Origin of the sequence: Paucisalibacillus globulus DSM 18846 (assembly GCF_000482485.1) — a bacterium.
In the GTDB taxonomy this organism is placed as follows: Bacteria; Bacillota; Bacilli; order Bacillales; family Amphibacillaceae; genus Ornithinibacillus; species Ornithinibacillus globulus.
Genome location: NZ_AXVK01000031.1, coordinates 17156 through 35186, shown reverse-complemented (window position 1 = coordinate 35186; position 18031 = coordinate 17156). Strand labels below are relative to the sequence as shown.

Here is an 18031-nt window from a genome sequence, read left to right as displayed (position 1 = left end):
GTTTATTGGGTATTTTTAATAGGTAATAAATTTGTCTCTTTGTTTAATCTTCTAATAGGATACGCTCCTCATCCCGACTATGAATCTCATTTACAATAATTAATGCTAGAAACTTATCTAAAACATTATCGGTATATCCGTCCTGAACCATAATATCTCTAATTTCTTGAGTGATTATACGTAAAATAGTATGATCCCGTTTCAATGCGGTAACTTCATCTTTTAGTTGGGGCTTCCATTCCAAAATTTCCTCGTAAAATCCATCTTCTTCCTCTTCAGCGTCCGCATGACTAATAATTCTTGTTTCCCAATAATCAATTAAGTCATAAACAGCATTCTTAATTTGTTCTTGATTTCTGTCTAGTATAAATTGTTTTAGTTGTTCTGTCTTTGCTATAGCACCCGCTAGTGCTCCTGCATGAATGGCATGGTGGGCATGCAATTGTTTTAATGATGGTCCGCTCATGAATATCCACTCCTTCTACGTATAGCTTATCATAATCTACTAAATTATTAGATTAGGGATTTCCCTTAATTGCATCGACTAATTTCGTAAAGGTAGTATTCTGAAAGATTGTTGTAAATTACAGAATTTGTATAAAGTGTGAAGTAACAAGGACTACGTTTTCATAATTCGGGCCCATGTTTTCCTGAATCGGTCGCATGCTCTGGCTGTGAGGGCTCATGTTTTCCGGAATCGGGCGCATGGCTTCTCGCACCTTGAGGCCTCAACACAGGAAATCTGTAAATTTATACGGAAACCCACGTACTTCATTTAATAATTTAAGTTACTTCACACTTTCCATCAACTGCGCATTATAAAACAACAAAAATAATACAACAAAACACTCTTCGAAAAGATTGATATTTAACGATAATCACATAATGTAGCAGTTGGAAATTAGTTTCAAAATCTAACCAAGGTCAAATTTTGTCATTATTAAACGTGAATATGACAAATCTACTAGGAATAGAGTGGGGAAGAAAAGGGTATTTACCAAGATTAATAGGATTATCCCTAATATAATACAGGATTAAAATTCCTCATAATAGGTTGTAGAACAGTGAATAGCTTCCAAGGTGTATGAATACATGTATAGAAAATGAATTCTGTTCAACAGATACATGTAGGAGTGCAATCATTTTAAGGTGGTGGAACCAATTGAAGCGTAAATTTGGATTGAAGTATTTTAAACCTATAGAACGATATTCCGGAAATTGGTCGCTTCTGGAAGAGAAGAGTCGGGATTGGGAGAATATGTATCGCAATCGTTGGTCACATGATAAAGTAGTTCGGACAACCCACGGTGTCAACTGTACTGGTTCATGTAGTTGGAAAGTATTTGTGAAGAATGGCATTATCACATGGGAAAATCAACAAATTGATTACCCTTCCTGTGGACCTGATATGCCTGAATTCGAACCACGAGGTTGTCCTCGTGGGGCATCTTTTTCCTGGTATGAATATAGTCCACTTCGTGTGAAATATCCTTATATGAGGGGTAAACTATGGCGCCTATGGCGGGAAGCGCTAGCGGAATACAATGATCCAATCAAGGCCTGGGCAAGTATTGTAGAAGATAAGGAAAAGTCTAAGACATATAAAAGCGCCCGCGGTAAAGGGGGGCATGTTCGTGTCCCATGGGACGGGGCATTAGAGCTTATTGCTGCACAGCTTATCTATACGATTAAAAAGTACGGTCCAGATCGAATTGCTGGTTTTACACCAATTCCAGCGATGTCAATGATTAGTTATGCATCGGGGGCTCGCTTTATCAATTTAATTGGTGGAGAGATGTTAAGCTTCTACGATTGGTATGCAGACTTACCGCCATCTTCGCCACAAATATGGGGTGAACAAACCGATGTACCAGAATCGTCTGATTGGTACAACGCACAATACTTAATTATGTGGGGATCCAATGTCCCGCTAACACGTACACCAGACGCACACTTTATGACGGAAGTACGGTATAAAGGTGCGAAAGTTGTATCTGTAGCACCGGATTATGCGGAGAATGTGAAGTTTGCTGATAATTGGTTGGCTCCTAATCCAGGTTCAGATGCAGCAATTGCCCAGGGAATGACACATGTTATTTTAGATGAGTTTTATGAGCAAAGAAAAGAATCTATGTTTATCGATTATGCAAAGCAATATACGGATATGCCATTTCTAATTATGTTGGAAGAAGAAGACACAAGCTATAAGGCCGGACGTTTCTTAAGAGCAAGTGACCTTGGACAAACGGATGAGCATGCGGAATGGAAGCCAGTTATTTTTGATGAAGCTACAAATGAGATTATTGTTCCAAATGGTACGATGGGACAGCGCTGGGAAGAAGAGAAACAGTGGAATTTAATTTTAAAGCGGGAAGACGGGTCTAAAATTACACCTGCATTATCTGTAGTTCCACATGATTCAAATTGGGAAGAGATGGTATTCCCTTATTTCGACCAAAAAGGGAATGGAATATTTAGACGCCCTATTCCCGTTAAATCTATTAAACTAGCAGATGGAACTACGAAGAAAGTAACTACTGTCTATGATTTAATGATTAGCCAATATGGTATAAGGAAAAGCGGAAGTCCTCTAGAGGCTAAGGGGTATGATGATGCAGACTCCCATTACACACCAGCATGGCAGGAAAAGATTACTGGTGTAAAAGCTTCTATAGTTACACAGGTGGCACGCGAATTTGCACAGAATGCAATTGATACGAATGGGCGCTCCATGATTATCATGGGTGCTGGAATTAACCACTGGTTCAATAGTGATACAATTTACCGTGCTATTTTAAATCTTGTAATTTTGACCGGATCACAAGGTAAAAATGGTGGTGGCTGGGCTCACTATGTTGGGCAGGAAAAGTGTCGTCCAATTGAAGGGTGGTCAACTATTGCCTTTGCTAAGGATTGGCAAGGACCAACGCGTTTACAAAATGCAACTTCATTCTTTTATTTTGCTACGGATCAATGGAAATATGAAGAATCAGGAAACGAGTCACTAAAGTCACCAACCGGTGGGGACATTCGTTACAAACACCCAGCAGATTACAATGTATTAGCTGCTCGTTTAGGGTGGTTACCGTCCTACCCGCAATTTAATCAAAATAGCTTAGAGTTAGTAGAAGAGGCTAAAAAACTAGGGAAAACAACGAATGAAGAAATTGTTCAGCATACTGTAGATAAATTAACATCTGGTGAGATGAATTTTGCAATTGAAGATCCAGGTGCAGAAGAGAATTTCCCACGTTCATTATTCGTGTGGCGTTCTAATTTAATCTCCAGTTCAGCAAAGGGTCAAGAGTATTTCATGAAGCATTTACTTGGCACACATAATGGACTCTTATCTACACCAAATGATGAGGAAAAGCCTGAAGAAATTAAGTGGCGGGAAGAAGTCGAAGGAAAGCTAGATTTACTTGTAGCCTTAGACTTTAGAATGACAGCAACACCAATGTATGCGGATGTTGTTTTACCAGCAGCAACTTGGTATGAAAAAACAGACCTTTCATCAACAGATATGCATCCATTTGTTCATCCATTTAACCCAGCGATTGATCCACTATGGGAGTCCCGTTCCGATTGGGATATTTATCGATCACTAGCACGAACCTTTTCAAAAATGGCTGAAGAATATTTACCTGGAACGTATCAAGATATAGTCACTGCCCCACTCGGACATGATTCACCAAATGAAATTGCCCAACCCTTAGGTAAGATTAAGGATTGGAAAAAGGGTGAGATTGATACGATACCAGGAAAAACAATGCCTAACATACAGATTGTCGAGCGAGATTATACGAAAGTTTATGATAAATATGTCACACTAGGTCCGAATTTGAAAGAAGGAAAGACCGGTGCACATGGTGTTAATTTCTCTGTTGCCGAGGAATATGAAGAACTAAAATTAATTAATGGAACCCATTTTGATGAAACGTTTAAAAATGGCTTACCAAAGCTAGATACGGCACGTCAAGCTGCTAATGCAATGTTACATCTCTCATCTGCAACAAATGGTGCCGTATCACAACGTGCATATGAATCATTAGAGAAGGATACAGGTCTCGAACTAAAAGATATTTCTGCAGACCGGGCAGGGGAAAAAATAACGTTTGATCAAATTACCGCACAACCGCGTGAGGTAATCCCAACACCTGTCTTTACTGGGTCCAATAAAGGTAGTAAACGTTATTCACCATTCACTACAAACATCGAGCGATTGGTGCCATTTAGAACATTAACTGGTAGACAACATTTTTATATTGATCATGAAATATTTCTCCAATTTGGTGAGGCTTTACCCATTTATAAACCAACATTACCACCAATGGTATTTGGTACGCGGGATAAAAAGGTAGTCGGTGGAGAGGATGCGCTAGTCCTTCGCTATCTAACACCACATGGAAAATGGAATATTCATAGTACGTATCAGGATAATTTACACATGTTAACGTTATTTAGAGGTGGGCCAACAGTTTGGATTAGTGATGTGGATGCTAAACAACATGATATTCATGATAATGAGTGGGTTGAAGTATTTAATCGTAATGGTGTTGTAACAGCCCGAGCGGTTGTCAGTCACAGAATGCCACAGGGAACGATGTTTATGTACCATGCCCAGGATAAACATATTAATGTTCCTGGTTCAGAAATAACGGGTGAACGTGGTGGAAGTCATAATGCCCCAACTAGAATTCATGTGAAACCAACCCAAATGGTTGGTGGATATGCTCAGTTAAGCTACGGCTTTAACTACTATGGTCCTATAGGAAACCAACGGGATGTATATGTAGCTGTGAGAAAAATGAAGGAGGTAGATTGGCTTGAAGATTAAGGCACAAGTAGCAATGGTAATGAATTTGGACAAATGTATTGGATGTCATACCTGTAGTGTGACATGTAAAAGTACGTGGACAAATCGCCCTGGTGCGGAGTATATGTGGTTTAATAACGTGGAAACGAAGCCTGGTATTGGTTACCCGAAGCGCTGGGAAGACCAAGAGAAATACAAAGGTGGCTGGCAAATGCGTAATGGCAAGCTTGAGCTAAAAGCTGGTTCCAAGCTATCAAAAATCGCATTAGGTAAGATTTTTTATAACCCTGATATGCCAGAAATGAAGGATTATTATGAGCCATGGACATATAATTACGATAATCTCACAAATTCTGGTGAGAAAGAACATCAACCAGTGGCTCGTCCACATTCTGCAGTAACCGGTAAAAAAATGGATTTAGAATGGGGACCGAACTGGGAGGATGATTTGGCTGGTGCTCACGTTACGGGTCCACAGGATCCTAACATTGAGAAGATTGAAGAAGAAATTAAATTTAATTTTGAACAGGCATTTATGATGTACCTTCCACGTTTATGTGAACATTGTCTAAATCCTAGCTGTGTTGCTTCTTGTCCTTCGGGTGCCATGTATAAACGTGATGAAGATGGTATTGTTCTTGTGGATCAGGAGTCATGTCGTGGTTGGCGTTATTGTATGACAGGCTGTCCGTATAAAAAGGTATATTTCAACTGGCAAACAAATAAAGCAGAAAAATGTACATTTTGTTATCCAAGAATTGAATCTGGCTTACCAACTGTTTGTTCAGAAACATGTACTGGTCGTATACGTTACTTAGGTGTATTACTTTATGATGCAGATAAGGTGTTAGAAGCAGCAGCTACACCAGATGAAAAAGATTTATATGAAGCACAATGTAATTTATTCTTAGATCCACATGATCCAGAAGTGATGAAACAAGCAAGAAAAGATGGGATTACAGAGGACTGGATCGAGGCTGCACAGAATTCACCAGTTTATAAATTAGCAATTGAGTATAAATTAGCTTTTCCACTTCACCCAGAATATCGTACACTACCAATGGTTTGGTATGTACCACCACTAAGCCCGATTATGAGCTATTTTGAAGGGAAAGACTCTATTAAGAATCCGGATGCTATTTTTCCAGCAATTGAGGAAATGCGCACACCAATTCAATACTTGGCTAATATGCTAACAGCCGGTGATGCAGAATCAGTGAAAGAGGCATTACAACGAATGGCGATGATGCGGTCGTATATGCGTGCTCTTTCGAGTGGAAAAGATTTTGATGAAACTCGTTTAGAACGCGTTGGGCTTACTGCGCATCAAACTCAATCTATGTATCGCCTATTGTCTATTGCGAAGTATGAGGATCGTTTTGTGATTCCAACTTCTCATAAAGAAGGATATATGAATACGTACCGTGCCCAAGGCTCAGAAGGATTTGGAATGGATTGTGACGGCTGTGGACCTACAGTACCAGCAGGGAAAACAGGTAAAGAAGTTTATGAAGAAAACTTCTACGGAGGGATTTGGCGTGATTGATCTTGCAAAACTCCATGAATATAAACAAGCTTTTAGCTTTTTTACACAGCATCTTTCTTATCCAGAGGCAGTGGATTTTGATTCAGAATACTTGCATGCTTGTTTCGAGAAAGAGTTTCCCGGATATGAACATGTTTTAACGTACTTTGTAACCATGCAGAAATTTGACTTAGATAAAATCCAAGAAGAATATATCGAAACATTTGATTTTCATAAGTCGTCCACTTTATATATGACCTATCCTAAATTTGAGGATAGTAAAGAGCGTGGGCAAATGCTTGCAAGGCTTAAAGTCTGTTATGAAATGTATGGGTTAAATATGCCAAAGAGTGAGCTTTCCGATTATTTACCACTAATGTGTGAGTTTATTTTTGCAGGTGATTGGTTACATGATGACCGGTCACCGCAGAGCTTTTCTTTATTGTTCGCTGTCATGGAGGATGGTACCTATCATCTCGTACAATCATTAGAAAAGCAAAAAAGTCCTTATGTCCATCTTGTTAAGGGACTTCGTGCTATGTTGAAATCCTGTGTGAAAAAGCAGGGGGTAGAGTCAAGTTGATGAACCAATTTTTGTGGATAATATTTCCTTATTTATGTATTGTAGTTTTTATAGTAGGGCATATCTTTCGCTATAAGCATGATCAATTTAGCTGGACAGCAAAGTCAAGCGAGTTTATCGAGAAAAAACAATTGATGATTGGTAGCTTGCTATTTCATATTGGGATTATTCCAGTTATTTTTGGTCATGTTGCTGGTTTAGGAATTCCAAAAGAGTGGATGCGCGCAATTGGTGTAAATGATCATTTGTACCATATCGGGGCAGTATATGTTGGAGGATTATTTGGAATTGTAACGCTTGCAGGAATGTTACTTTTAACTTTGAGACGTGTTACGAAAGAATCAGTACGTAAGCTAAGCTCCATGTCTGATATTATTGTGAATTTTTTATTATTATTTATCGTTTTTATTGGTGTCTATGCTACACTTGTAACCAATAATATCCAACACGACTTCGACTATCGAGACACCATTTCTATTTGGTTTAGAGATTTAATTATTTTAAGACCTGATGCAGCATATATGATGAATGTTCCTTTTACATTTAAAATGCATGTTCTTGCAGGATTTACGATTTTTGCACTTTGGCCATTTACCCGCCTTGTTCATGTTTGGAGTGTTCCATGGAATTATGTTGGTAGGAGCTACATCTTATATAGAAGACACCTTAGAAAAAGATAAGTCTAACTAGTCGCGTATGATAGAGGGGAAGATTCGGGTGGTTTACGCATTTAATTATCAAGAAGCAATCAATGAACTTAGAAGGACATATGAGGTTGATCTTATTGCATTAGCAATTGTTATGCCGGATCAAGAATATGTATTAAAGTGGAAGTATATATCAGGAAACTTGAATGATTTGTATCAGCGTATTACATTACGATCTGGTAAAGGGATTGCAGGACAGGTATTTAAAACTGGAAAATCATTAATTCTAGAAAATGTTCATGATGAAATTAGTATAAATGAGTTATATGAATACCCGATACTACAATTCGAACAGATTAAAAGTTGCGTTTCTATCCCGTTATTTAAACATCATAGGGTTAAGGCGGTTTTAATGTTTGCATCACGTAAACCAAATGGCATCTCGGAAGATTTTTATCAACAAGTTATCTATGATTTAGGTGATAGTTTCGGGCCATTATTTATACGGGAGCTGTTGGCAAATTGAATCAAGTTACCCATTCACAAATAATTGAATTCTTAATGAAAATGTACAAAAACAGCACAGAAGCAATATTCTTCTTAGATAACTCCGCAAAAATCTTATCACTAAACCCTGCCGCGGAGCGAATTATTGATCCAAGTGTAATAGAATCCATAAAGAATGGTAAGGCTCATACATTATGTTCATTATGTCGTGGCTATACAAGCAGTGAAGAGCATATTACCTGCTCCAATTGTTATGTAAATGATAAAGAGGGTAACTTTACATCTTTTCAAGTTTACTTGGATACTCGTGATAAAGGAATTGTCCCGTTTACAGCAACTTATCATACGATTGATAAGGAAAACGGGATCCATGTCTATATGCTTAGAGATTTAACATTACAATATAAACAACAGGAAATGCTCTATCGTAACGAAATGCTAAAGAAAACGTTTGAGGCTGGGGAAAATGAACGTAAGCGAATTTCCCGTGAGCTTCATGATAGTGTTGTACAAGAATTAATTAGTATGTTAGTCGATATGCGTCTATTAAAATACATTCAGAGTCATGAAGAAATCCATTCACGCGTCAAACAGACAGAGGAATCACTTAATAGATTAATAGCTGATATTCGCAATCTTTCTGTATTCCTAAGACCTGCCTCACTAGATGACCTTGGACTGGAAGCTGCCTTTCGTTCGCATTTTAAATGGGTTGAACATAGTTATGGTTTTTATGTTAATTACCAATCAACCATTAATAAAAAACGTTACTCTCAAAATATTGAAACGTCTGTCTACCGAATTTGCCAAGAAGCGGTTTTAAATGCAGTAAAATACGCTCAGGTGTTAGAGGTGAATGTTACCCTTTCAGAGAAAAACGGAAAATTAGAGCTTATTGTGCAAGATCAAGGGAATGGGTTTGACACGGAAAGACCTGACGTAAAAGGATCTGGATTGGGTATTTTTGGGATGAAAGAACGTGCTGATTTAATTGGTGGTAGGCTTCAAATTCATTCTGAGATAGGTAAAGGAACAACGGTCTATCTAACATTACCGACAACACAACTGGAAGAGAAGGAGGTCCCATTATAAATGAAGATTGTGATTGCTGATGACCATGCTGTTGTACGTAGTGGATTTTCGATGATTATAAACTTGCAATCCGATATGGAAGTTGTTGCCACTGCGGCAGATGGGATTGAAGCTTATCAAAAAGTATCACAATTTGGACCAGATATCTTACTACTAGATTTAAGTATGCCACCAGGGGAAAGCGGCTTAACCGCTGTTGGTAGAATACATGAGGATTTCCCAAAAACAAAGATACTGATTTTAACGATGCATGATGATGAAGAATATTTATTTCATGTATTACGAAACGGAGCATCTGGGTATATTTTAAAAAATTCACCTGATGAAGAGTTAATTTTAGCAATTCGCACAATCCATAATAATGGTACATACATCGAACCTAAAATGGCTAGTTCATTGGTACGAGAATTTGTAAAATATGATGGAGAATCCAACCGAACAGACCCACTGAAATTATTAACAAAACGAGAATTAGAGATTTTACCACTAGTTGCAAAAGGGTTTGGCAATAAAGAGATAGCGGAGAAACTTTACATATCCGTAAAAACAGTCGAAGCTCACAAAGCAAAGATCATGGAAAAACTTGAATTGCAAAGTAAACCAGAATTAGTAGAATTTGCACTTAAAAAGAAATTACTAGAATTTTAAAGTAAGCTGTTTACGAAAGCTTTTTTTCTAAGCATAAAACTAACAAATAATAGATGTAAAATTTGCATAGGCAGTTATTATATTCTAAATCTGCACCAGCTCCGGAAATACACGGAGACTCCTATGGGAGGACAGGAATAGGTGAGACCCCGCAGTGCGACAGCACGAGGAGGCTCAACAGCCGCCCATGGAAAGCGCAGTGTATTTCCGGAGCGGGTATGGTGCTCTACTAAAAATTATTAGTTACATCGCAGTCTAACAAAAGTTGCCTTAATGAAAGATGGTGCTTATAAATGTGGACAAAGCAAGATTTCAAAACGAAAAATCGCGCAACACAAATCTTAGAAAACGAACATCGATATTTACAGTATTTAATGGAAGAATGGCACCCTATTGTATTAAAATTTGAAAACGATTCTTTTGAAAATGAGGAAGAAGCGAGAGCTGCATTCATTACCTTACAAGAGAAATTGAAGGCCTTTATTGAACCATTTAAAAACCATACGGATAAGGAAGAAAAGTACTTTTTCCCTATGCTTGGAATGTATATTGGTAAAGAACAAGGGCCAATTGTGGCAATTGAAGAAGAGCACAAGGAAATTGATGGGTATATGGGGCACTTCTTCCATCATTCAAGGGGGAATGTTCAAGACTTTTCCTATCAAGAAATGAAGAAAATTGTCCAAGATGCTGGTGAGACATTTGAAGTAATTATGATTCACTTTGTTAAGGAAGTGACGGTGCTTTTTCCTATGGTTGACCGTGTGATGAGAATAGACGATTTGAATCAATTAATGGAAGAACTAAATACACTTATTACATCATAAAAAATGGGGGAGTCACCTAAGAAATTTGGGGGACTCCCCTATATTATTCATATCGAGCACTAAATAAAATGAAGGTAGTTAGAAGTTAAAACATATAGGAAAAAAAGGGAGAAAGAAACATGAAAAAATTACAATTACCTTTGCAAACTGCGAATCTAGTTATTGGTTTTATGGTGTGGGTTATTATCTCCTCTTTGCTACCATTTATACAAGAAGATATTACAATACAACCAGAAAGCATTGCTATTTTAACTGCTATTCCGGTAGTGCTAGGCTCCATACTACGAATTCCGCTTGGGTATCTTGCTAATTTAGTGGGGGCAAGAATTGTATTTATTATAAGTTTTGTCTTGTTATTGTTTCCGGTCTTCTATATTAGTGAAGCTTCTACATTTACTGATTTAGTTATTGGTGGATTGTTTATAGGTATTGGAGGGGCAGTATTCTCAGTTGGGGTTACCTCTTTACCAAAATACTATTCGAAAGAAAAACACGGCTTGATTAATGGTGTGTATGGTGTTGGTAACATTGGGACGGCAATCACGACGTTTGCTGCTCCAGTTATAGCAACCCAAGTAGGTTGGGAGGTAACGGTAAAACTATATTTACTCCTGTTATTATTATTTATCGTACTTAATATTTTCATAGGGGATCGTCATGAACAAAAGGTGAAAACTCCGATTGTCGAACAAATTAAAGGTGTTTATAAGAATGACAAGCTCTGGCTTTTCTCCATGTTTTATTTTATAACATTTGGATCATTTGTTGCTTTTACAGTATATTTGCCAAATTTTCTCGTGGGAAACTTTGGACTAGATAAGGTTGATGCTGGATTAAGAACGGCAGGATTTATCGCTGTAGCAACCTTACTACGTCCAGTTGGCGGCTGGCTGGGTGACCGTTTTAAACCTCTAACTCTACTAATAGGAGTTTTCGGAATCTATACGATAGCAGCAATTATATTAGCCTTCTCGCCATCAATTGGTCTTTACACCATTGGCTCCATCGCTATTGCTATTTCATCAGGGATTGGAAATGGAGTCATCTTCAAACTAGTACCGATGTATTTTAACAAACAAGCTGGTATTGCAAATGGTATTGTATCTATGATGGGAGGGCTAGGTGGATTCTTCCCTCCGCTAATATTAGCTAGTGTTTATTCGATTACGAGTCATTATGCTATTGGCTTTATGTTGTTATCGCAAATTACGCTGGCAAGTTTAATCTTAGTAATCTGGATTTATTATCAGGATCGATTAAAGATTTCAAATGATGTATTTAGCTCTACAGGGCAAGGAATTATGGTAACGCAAATAGATGGTAAGGTCATAGCAGTTAATCCATCTTTCTCCACATTAACAGGTTACACAGAGGATGAGATTATTGGGCAAACACCAGCTGTGCTGAAATCTGGTAAACAATCAGCTGAATTCTATCAGAAAATGTGGCAAGAGATTCATGCAAATGGGGAGTGGCAAGGTAAGATTTGGAATAAACGAAAAGATGGCACATTATATTTAGAATGGTTAAACATCAGTACTATAAAGGATGAAACAGGAGAACCGATTCGTTATGTTGGAACATTCTCCGATATTACAGAGGTTAAAAAGTAAAATAACAAAAGAATAGGTACCTTAGCTCTAGAGTCGAAACAACCACGGGGACAGGTTCATTGGCTACAGCCAATGAACCTGTCCCCGTGGTTGTTCGTGGTTGTTAATTATTCTCTGCCATTCTCGAAAGCGGCCCATCTTCCTTAATTATATTCTGAATATCATACACAGAAATTGGGAACATTGGAAAGCCAAAAACATATGGTGTAATTTCATATAGTTGGAAATAGATGACTAGGGTTTTATCGGCAATGTAGAAATCTTGGTTAGGACTGATTTCCGTAAAATCCTCAATAAGCCCAATGTCACGTTGTTTAATTTGCTCTTGGATAATTGCTGATAACCGTTCAACGTAATTACTGTCGGGTTTAAATAAATCCTTTAATTCTACTTTCTTTTGGGCTTCTAAATCGAATGTTAACGATTTAATATATGTCATACCATGTGCAGCTTTGTCATGATACGTGTAATTTGTTTGCGTGAGACTTAGGACATTTCGCTGATTATTTTTTATTTCATACGTACCCAGCATCTCCACTACGGTTGTTGGCATTTCCGCAACTTGCTGATTAATTAGTGCTTGAGATTGTTGAATAATGGATTGATTAATATACCTTTCGAGTGATTGATTTTCCATTTGGATTACCTGTGGATAATATATAATCTTATTTGGACCACCACTAACGTTTAATGTAATAAGTTGAACTGGAAAAGTAGGCAATTTGCTCATTCCTTTTTTTACCTTATCTTATTCCTTATAGTATGGTGTGTGAATATAAACTTTAGGAATTTCGTACATAAGAAAGGATCTCACAAATAGTGGGATCCTTTCTAAATATATTAAATTATATCTTTATAAAGATTACCCATTTCAATTGCTGAAATAGCAGCCTCATAGCCTTTATTTCCTGCTTTTGTTCCTGCTCGTTCAATTGCCTGCTCAATAGAGTCAGTCGTAAGGACACCAAATATTATTGGGATATCACTTTGTAATCCGATATTTGCTACGCCTTTTGCAACTTCACTGCTCACAAAATCAAAGTGTGGGGTTGCACCTCTTATAACGGTTCCTAATGTGATGATTGCATCAAATTCACCTTTAGTAGCTAATTTCTTAGCAGCCAGGGGAATCTCGAATGCTCCTGGAACCCATAAAACTGTAAGATCCTCTTCATTTACTCCATGTCTTTTTAACGCATCTTCAGCACCACTAAGTAATTTGGTTGTGATAAACTCATTGAAACGTCCTACTACAATGCCTATTTTAAGTCCCGAGCCTATTAAACTTCCTTCCAATACTCTTTTCATCTTACTCTTTCCTTTCATATCTTCATTTTGTGTTTTAGAAATATAGGGGATAATTTTAGGTTATCTTCCAGTATGATTATGCATATATTGGATGAGATCTTTTATGGTTATTATTTTTAGATTGAATTTTTGAGCTACTTTCTTTAAATCAACGACCCGTGCCATTGTTCCATCTTCGTTCATGATTTCAACAATAACTCCTAAAGGTTTTGCACCTGCTAGTTTGGCTAAATCAACGCAAGCTTCCGTATGTCCTGGTCTTTCCAAAACACCACCATTTCTAGCTATCAGTGGGAAAATGTGGCCAGGCCTTCTGAAATCTTCTGGTGAAGAATGGTCATCACACATTTTTTGAATCGTTAATGCTCGTTCATGAGCACTAATTCCTGTTGTTGTATCTATATGGTCGATACTAACTGTAAAGGCTGTCCCGTGATTGTCTGTGTTATTAGAGACCATGGGATTAAGATTAAGGTTTCTAGCTAATTTATTCGTGATTGGGGTGCAAATGAGTCCTCGCCCCTCCTTTGCCATAAAGTTAATTGTCTGTGGTGTTATATACTCAGCCAACCCTATGAAATCACCTTCGTTCTCTCTGTCTTCATCATCACAAACGATAACTACTTGACCACTTTTTAAATCCTTAATCGCATCTTCAATACTATCAAACATCTAACCATCCTTTCATTACATAAATCCGTTTTCTATAAGTAAATTCTTTGAAATGGTTTGCTTATCTTTCGTTTCTTGTATATTGGCATTTTGGAATGAAAAAAGATATTTACCTACCATGTCAAACTCAATATTCACTTTTTCACCGACCCCCTTGATACCAGGAACTGTCTCTTTAGCCGTATGGGGAATTAGTGATACGGTAACGGTTTGATTACTTTTTTCAAATATTGTTAATGAGACACCGTCGATTGCTATAGAGCCTTTTAGTATGGCCAAGTGGCCATATTCTTTTGGAAATAGTATTTCAATATATAGTGCATTTTCCCTTACTTTCTTTTGGAGAATCTGTCCTACAGTATCCACATGTCCGCTAATAAAATGCCCACCAAAACGTTCCCCAGCTGCAATGGCCCGTTCTAAGTTAACAAGTGATCCTGCCTTTAAGTTAGCTAATGAGGTGCTTTTAAACGTTTCTGGCATTACGTCTGCTATAAAAGAATGGTTGTCATATTCAGTAACCGTCAAACAAACACCATTCACAGCAATGCTGTCACCGAGTTTTAAATCACCCATAACTTTTTTTCCTTTAATTGTTACGTTCATGGAATGGCCATTCTTGGAAATGTTTTTAACGGTGCCAAATTCTTCAACTAATCCAGTAAATATAGGTATCATCCTTTCTATGAAATCATTTTTTAAATAGAATGAAATTCTCTTGGGGGGGTGGGGGATAGGTAAGAAGAAACGGAGAATATATAGAAATAGAAAAATACGCTGACAAATTGTCACTATGGAACAATTACGACTAGATAAGTAAATTTTTCCCATTACTAAAAAATCCCCATCATTATAATAATGATAGGGAGAAAATGCATAACAAATAAAATTCAAAAACTATATTTTTGAATTTACCCGATATCCTTCTCCCATCCAGACTTTAACTGTCGGCTTTGGAATTTAACCAAATCCACCGTTATTAAAAATATAATAACGGGTCACGGGCTTAGAGAAAAAATCTCATCACCGCCGGTTGGGAATTACACCCGACCCCGAAGGAATTCTATTTAATTAAGTTCTATGGTATCATAATACTTTTTAATTACCAAACAAATAAATTCTACAATTAATATAAGATACTATCTCTTGCGGAATTCATTTAGCTTCATTCTTTTAGATAACTAGTAATAAAGATACATAGCTATTCTTATCACTAATCCATCACAATCCTTGTCTCTATCACAATGGCAAAAAGCAATGTAGCTGCTGCTAAGTGTAACACAGCAAATGAAATCGCTATGGTTGAAACAATCGTCATTACCCCAATTATCAACTGAACTAGAATGATAATTAAAGCAAGAATCATCCGAATGTTTAACCTGTTGTTTCCTATAGAAAATACCTTTACGGAAAGGAACAATATATAGATAGTAGATAGGAAAGCGAATAATCGGTGGGATGATTGTAGGAATTCAGGCCAGGTTGTTGGTAGAACCCGATCATTACACTCTAAGTATCCACATGCCATTCCATAATGTTGGTGTTTTATGTAAGCCCCAAGTGCCATGGTGATAAATAATAGAGTAGCAAGAAAGGATAGATGCTTTTTGATACGACTATGGTTTTTAAGCTGAATTCTAGTATATGTAAGACGCCAAAACCAAGTTAGGATACTCATAAATATCATGGCAATTAATAGGTGGATGGTAATGACAATCGAGGGTAGATGATAGAAAACAACAATGGCTCCCGCAATCAATTGCAAAGTAAGTAACCCGATCATCCAATTAGCCACAAGCTTTTCCTGTTTGCTACCCTTTTCCTTTTTAACCTTCACAAATAACACGATTGATAATACAAAAAGGACTGCCCCTATTACTCGATGTCCAAACTCAATCAATGTTTCCCCCTGTAATTCTGGAATCACTTCTCCGTTGCATAGTGGCCATTCTGGTCCACAGCCCATCCCAGATTCTGATGAGGCTACATAACCACCGAAGACAATGAGAAAGTATGTTAAAACAATTGTCACTGCAGCTAACTTCTCCCTAGACATAAAAAACCCCTCCTGTTTTTAAAAGAACAAGAGGAGTATACTAAATTCGGAAAATTCTTACTGTGAGATTTGTCACTAGGTTTGGCACGCTTCATTCGTTGTTTATTTTTCGCTAGAATTCAATCTACTATCTATACTACGCTGTAAGAAAATCATTTCCTCTGCCAAATGATGAATTCGCTTAGAAATACCGTGATCAATTATTTCATCTGTTTCGATATCAAAAAAATCATTATGTACAAATACATTGGTTGATGGTACCAAGCCTCTTAAGTAGGAAAGGACAGGTTTTAAATGATTCTCAGGAACAAGAAAATGTTTCTCAGAAGCTCCTGTAGCAATAATCCCGGTTACCTTATTTTTAAAAGCGTACTCTGGGAAGAAATCTAATAAGTTTTTTAAGACTCCTGAAATGGATGCCTGATAGATAGGCGTACCGAACACGACAAAGTCAGCATCCAACACTTTCTTTACCACTTTCCATGTATCGTCATTATAATAAGTTAATGGTTCGCCCCGACAAAATTCAACTTCATATTCTCTTAAGTCAATTAACTCTGTTTTAATAGTAGAGTCAATGAGAGAAGCTGCTGCTAATACATCATGTACGGCCTGTGATGTTTTATTTCCAGCCAGTGTTCCAGATACTCCGATAAGTTTCAAAATAGATGTCTCCCTTCTTTTCTACCCACCGTTTAGATGTATACAATCCAGTTTGATTACTTTTTAAAAGATTCGTAATGGGTTGAAAATAAATTAACTAATTGTTCATCTGGTAGAATATATTGCTTAGCACTATTCACAGCGATTGGTCCTTCATTAAAGCCACCAGCAATTAAACCTAATTTATGTGGATAGTTTGAAATGTCACCAATTGCAAAAATTCCAGGTATAGAAGTGGACATGGTATGATCGACTTGAATGGTATTATCTAGCATAGCAAGTCCCCAATTAGCTATCTGTCCTAAGTTAATATGGAAACCATGATTAACAATTAGATAATCAATATTCATTTCTCGTTGATTGTCAGTTTCCATATGTTGAATGACTACATTTGATAATTTACCTTCGCTCTTCTGTAGTTCAATCAATTGATACGGGGTAAGGACCTCAACCGATGAGTTCATTAATCTCCTTACATTACTTTCAATTCCGGAAAATGCTTCTTTCCGGTAAATTAATGTTACCTTTTCTGCGATGGATTCAAGTTCATTAGCCCAATCAATCGCACTATTTCCTCCACCAGAAATAAGTACTTTTTTCCCTCGGTAGCGTGCTAGACTTTTAATGGCATAGTGTATGCTTGATTCCTCAAATTCCTCAACGAAAGGAAGATCTAATTTAACGGATTTTAATGTACCAAACCCTGTAGCCAGTATAATTGTTTTTGTATGATGTTTTGCACCATTATGGCTTGTCAGTAGAAATGTCCCATCTTCTAATCTTTCTACATCCAATACTTGTTCATTTAATACGATGGTGGGGTCAAAGGTCATCGCTTGCTCAATTAAGTTTTCGGTTAACTTTTCTCCTGAAATTTGGGGAATACCCCCTATATCACGAATTATTTTTTCAGGATAAAAGTAGGATACTTTTCCACCCAGGTAGGGTAAGTATTCGATAATTTTAGTCTTCATTTCACGCATCCCACTATAAAAAGCAGTAAACAATCCTACCGGTCCACCACCTATTATGGTTACATCAAAAAGGTCGTTATTCATTAACTATTCCTCCTAG

16 protein-coding genes, 1 pseudogene and 1 riboswitch are annotated in these 18031 nt (G+C 37.3%); of the genes and pseudogenes, 9 read left to right on the top strand and 8 right to left on the bottom strand.

Annotation, left to right across the window (positions count from 1 at the left end; translation table 11 throughout):
* Positions 1-43: 43 nt before the first annotated feature.
* Positions 44-466, bottom strand: a complete 423-nt coding sequence (locus tag K332_RS0110190) for a hypothetical protein (RefSeq protein ID WP_026907372.1) — start codon at positions 464-466, stop codon at positions 44-46.
* Positions 467-1162: 696 nt separating this feature from the next.
* On the opposite strand from K332_RS0110190, the gene K332_RS0110185 reads away from it, so the two are divergent.
* From K332_RS0110185 to K332_RS0110145, 9 genes are all read left to right on the top strand, one after another.
* Complete coding sequence (locus tag K332_RS0110185; RefSeq protein ID WP_026907371.1) at positions 1163-4837, top strand: nitrate reductase subunit alpha; 3675 nt, start codon at positions 1163-1165, stop codon at positions 4835-4837.
* Positions 4827-6362, top strand: coding sequence for a nitrate reductase subunit beta (gene narH, locus K332_RS0110180; RefSeq protein ID WP_026907370.1), 1536 nt, complete (start codon positions 4827-4829; stop codon positions 6360-6362). The genes K332_RS0110185 and narH overlap by 11 nt, the downstream gene beginning before the upstream one ends.
* Complete coding sequence (narJ, locus tag K332_RS0110175; protein WP_026907369.1) at positions 6355-6924, top strand: nitrate reductase molybdenum cofactor assembly chaperone; 570 nt, start codon at positions 6355-6357, stop codon at positions 6922-6924. The genes narH and narJ overlap by 8 nt, the downstream gene beginning before the upstream one ends.
* Complete coding sequence (narI, locus tag K332_RS0110170) at positions 6921-7604, top strand: respiratory nitrate reductase subunit gamma (RefSeq protein ID WP_026907368.1); 684 nt, start codon at positions 6921-6923, stop codon at positions 7602-7604. Before narJ ends, narI begins: the two co-directional genes overlap by 4 nt.
* Before the next feature lie 37 nt (positions 7605-7641).
* Positions 7642-8097: a GAF domain-containing protein gene (locus tag K332_RS0110165; RefSeq protein WP_026907367.1), complete on the top strand. Its 456-nt coding sequence runs from the start codon at positions 7642-7644 to the stop codon at positions 8095-8097.
* The gene (locus tag K332_RS0110160) at positions 8094-9170 is read left to right on the top strand and encodes a sensor histidine kinase (protein ID WP_026907366.1); all 1077 of its coding nucleotides are present in this window, start codon (positions 8094-8096) and stop codon (positions 9168-9170) included. Before K332_RS0110165 ends, K332_RS0110160 begins: the two co-directional genes overlap by 4 nt.
* On the top strand, positions 9171-9818 hold the full coding sequence (locus K332_RS0110155) for a response regulator transcription factor (RefSeq protein ID WP_026907365.1): 648 nt from the start codon (positions 9171-9173) through the stop codon (positions 9816-9818). It begins immediately after the preceding gene.
* A 293-nt stretch (positions 9819-10111) separates the two neighbouring features.
* The gene (locus K332_RS0110150; RefSeq protein ID WP_026907364.1) at positions 10112-10645 is read left to right on the top strand and encodes a hemerythrin domain-containing protein; all 534 of its coding nucleotides are present in this window, start codon (positions 10112-10114) and stop codon (positions 10643-10645) included.
* 119 nt (positions 10646-10764) lie between these two features.
* Positions 10765-12258: a nitrate/nitrite transporter gene (locus K332_RS0110145; RefSeq protein WP_026907363.1), complete on the top strand. Its 1494-nt coding sequence runs from the start codon at positions 10765-10767 to the stop codon at positions 12256-12258.
* A gap of 103 nt (positions 12259-12361) precedes the next feature.
* Here K332_RS0110145 and K332_RS0110140 read toward each other — a convergent pair whose 3' ends face one another.
* The 7 genes and pseudogenes from K332_RS0110140 to K332_RS0110110 form a co-directional block, all read right to left on the bottom strand.
* Positions 12362-12988 (bottom strand): DUF3298 and DUF4163 domain-containing protein, encoded by a 627-nt coding sequence (locus K332_RS0110140; protein WP_026907362.1) that lies wholly within the window; start codon positions 12986-12988, stop codon positions 12362-12364.
* Between the two features lie 110 nt (positions 12989-13098).
* Positions 13099-13566: a 6,7-dimethyl-8-ribityllumazine synthase gene (ribH, locus tag K332_RS0110135; RefSeq protein ID WP_026907361.1), complete on the bottom strand. Its 468-nt coding sequence runs from the start codon at positions 13564-13566 to the stop codon at positions 13099-13101.
* A gap of 72 nt (positions 13567-13638) precedes the next feature.
* A pseudogene (ribB, locus tag K332_RS22330) lies at positions 13639-14238 on the bottom strand (3,4-dihydroxy-2-butanone-4-phosphate synthase); the annotation flags it as partial.
* A 15-nt stretch (positions 14239-14253) separates the two neighbouring features.
* The gene (ribE, locus tag K332_RS0110125; protein WP_026907360.1) at positions 14254-14907 is read right to left on the bottom strand and encodes a riboflavin synthase; all 654 of its coding nucleotides are present in this window, start codon (positions 14905-14907) and stop codon (positions 14254-14256) included.
* A gap of 248 nt (positions 14908-15155) precedes the next feature.
* Positions 15156-15302, bottom strand: a riboswitch (FMN riboswitch).
* Positions 15303-15451: 149 nt separating this feature from the next.
* On the bottom strand, positions 15452-16294 hold the full coding sequence (locus K332_RS22325) for a COX15/CtaA family protein (protein ID WP_051359423.1): 843 nt from the start codon (positions 16292-16294) through the stop codon (positions 15452-15454).
* Positions 16295-16396: 102 nt separating this feature from the next.
* Positions 16397-16957: an NADPH-dependent FMN reductase gene (locus tag K332_RS0110115; RefSeq protein ID WP_026907359.1), complete on the bottom strand. Its 561-nt coding sequence runs from the start codon at positions 16955-16957 to the stop codon at positions 16397-16399.
* Between the two features lie 56 nt (positions 16958-17013).
* Positions 17014-18015, bottom strand: a complete 1002-nt coding sequence (locus K332_RS0110110) for an NAD(P)/FAD-dependent oxidoreductase (protein ID WP_026907358.1) — start codon at positions 18013-18015, stop codon at positions 17014-17016.
* Between the last annotated feature and the right edge of the window lie 16 nt (positions 18016-18031).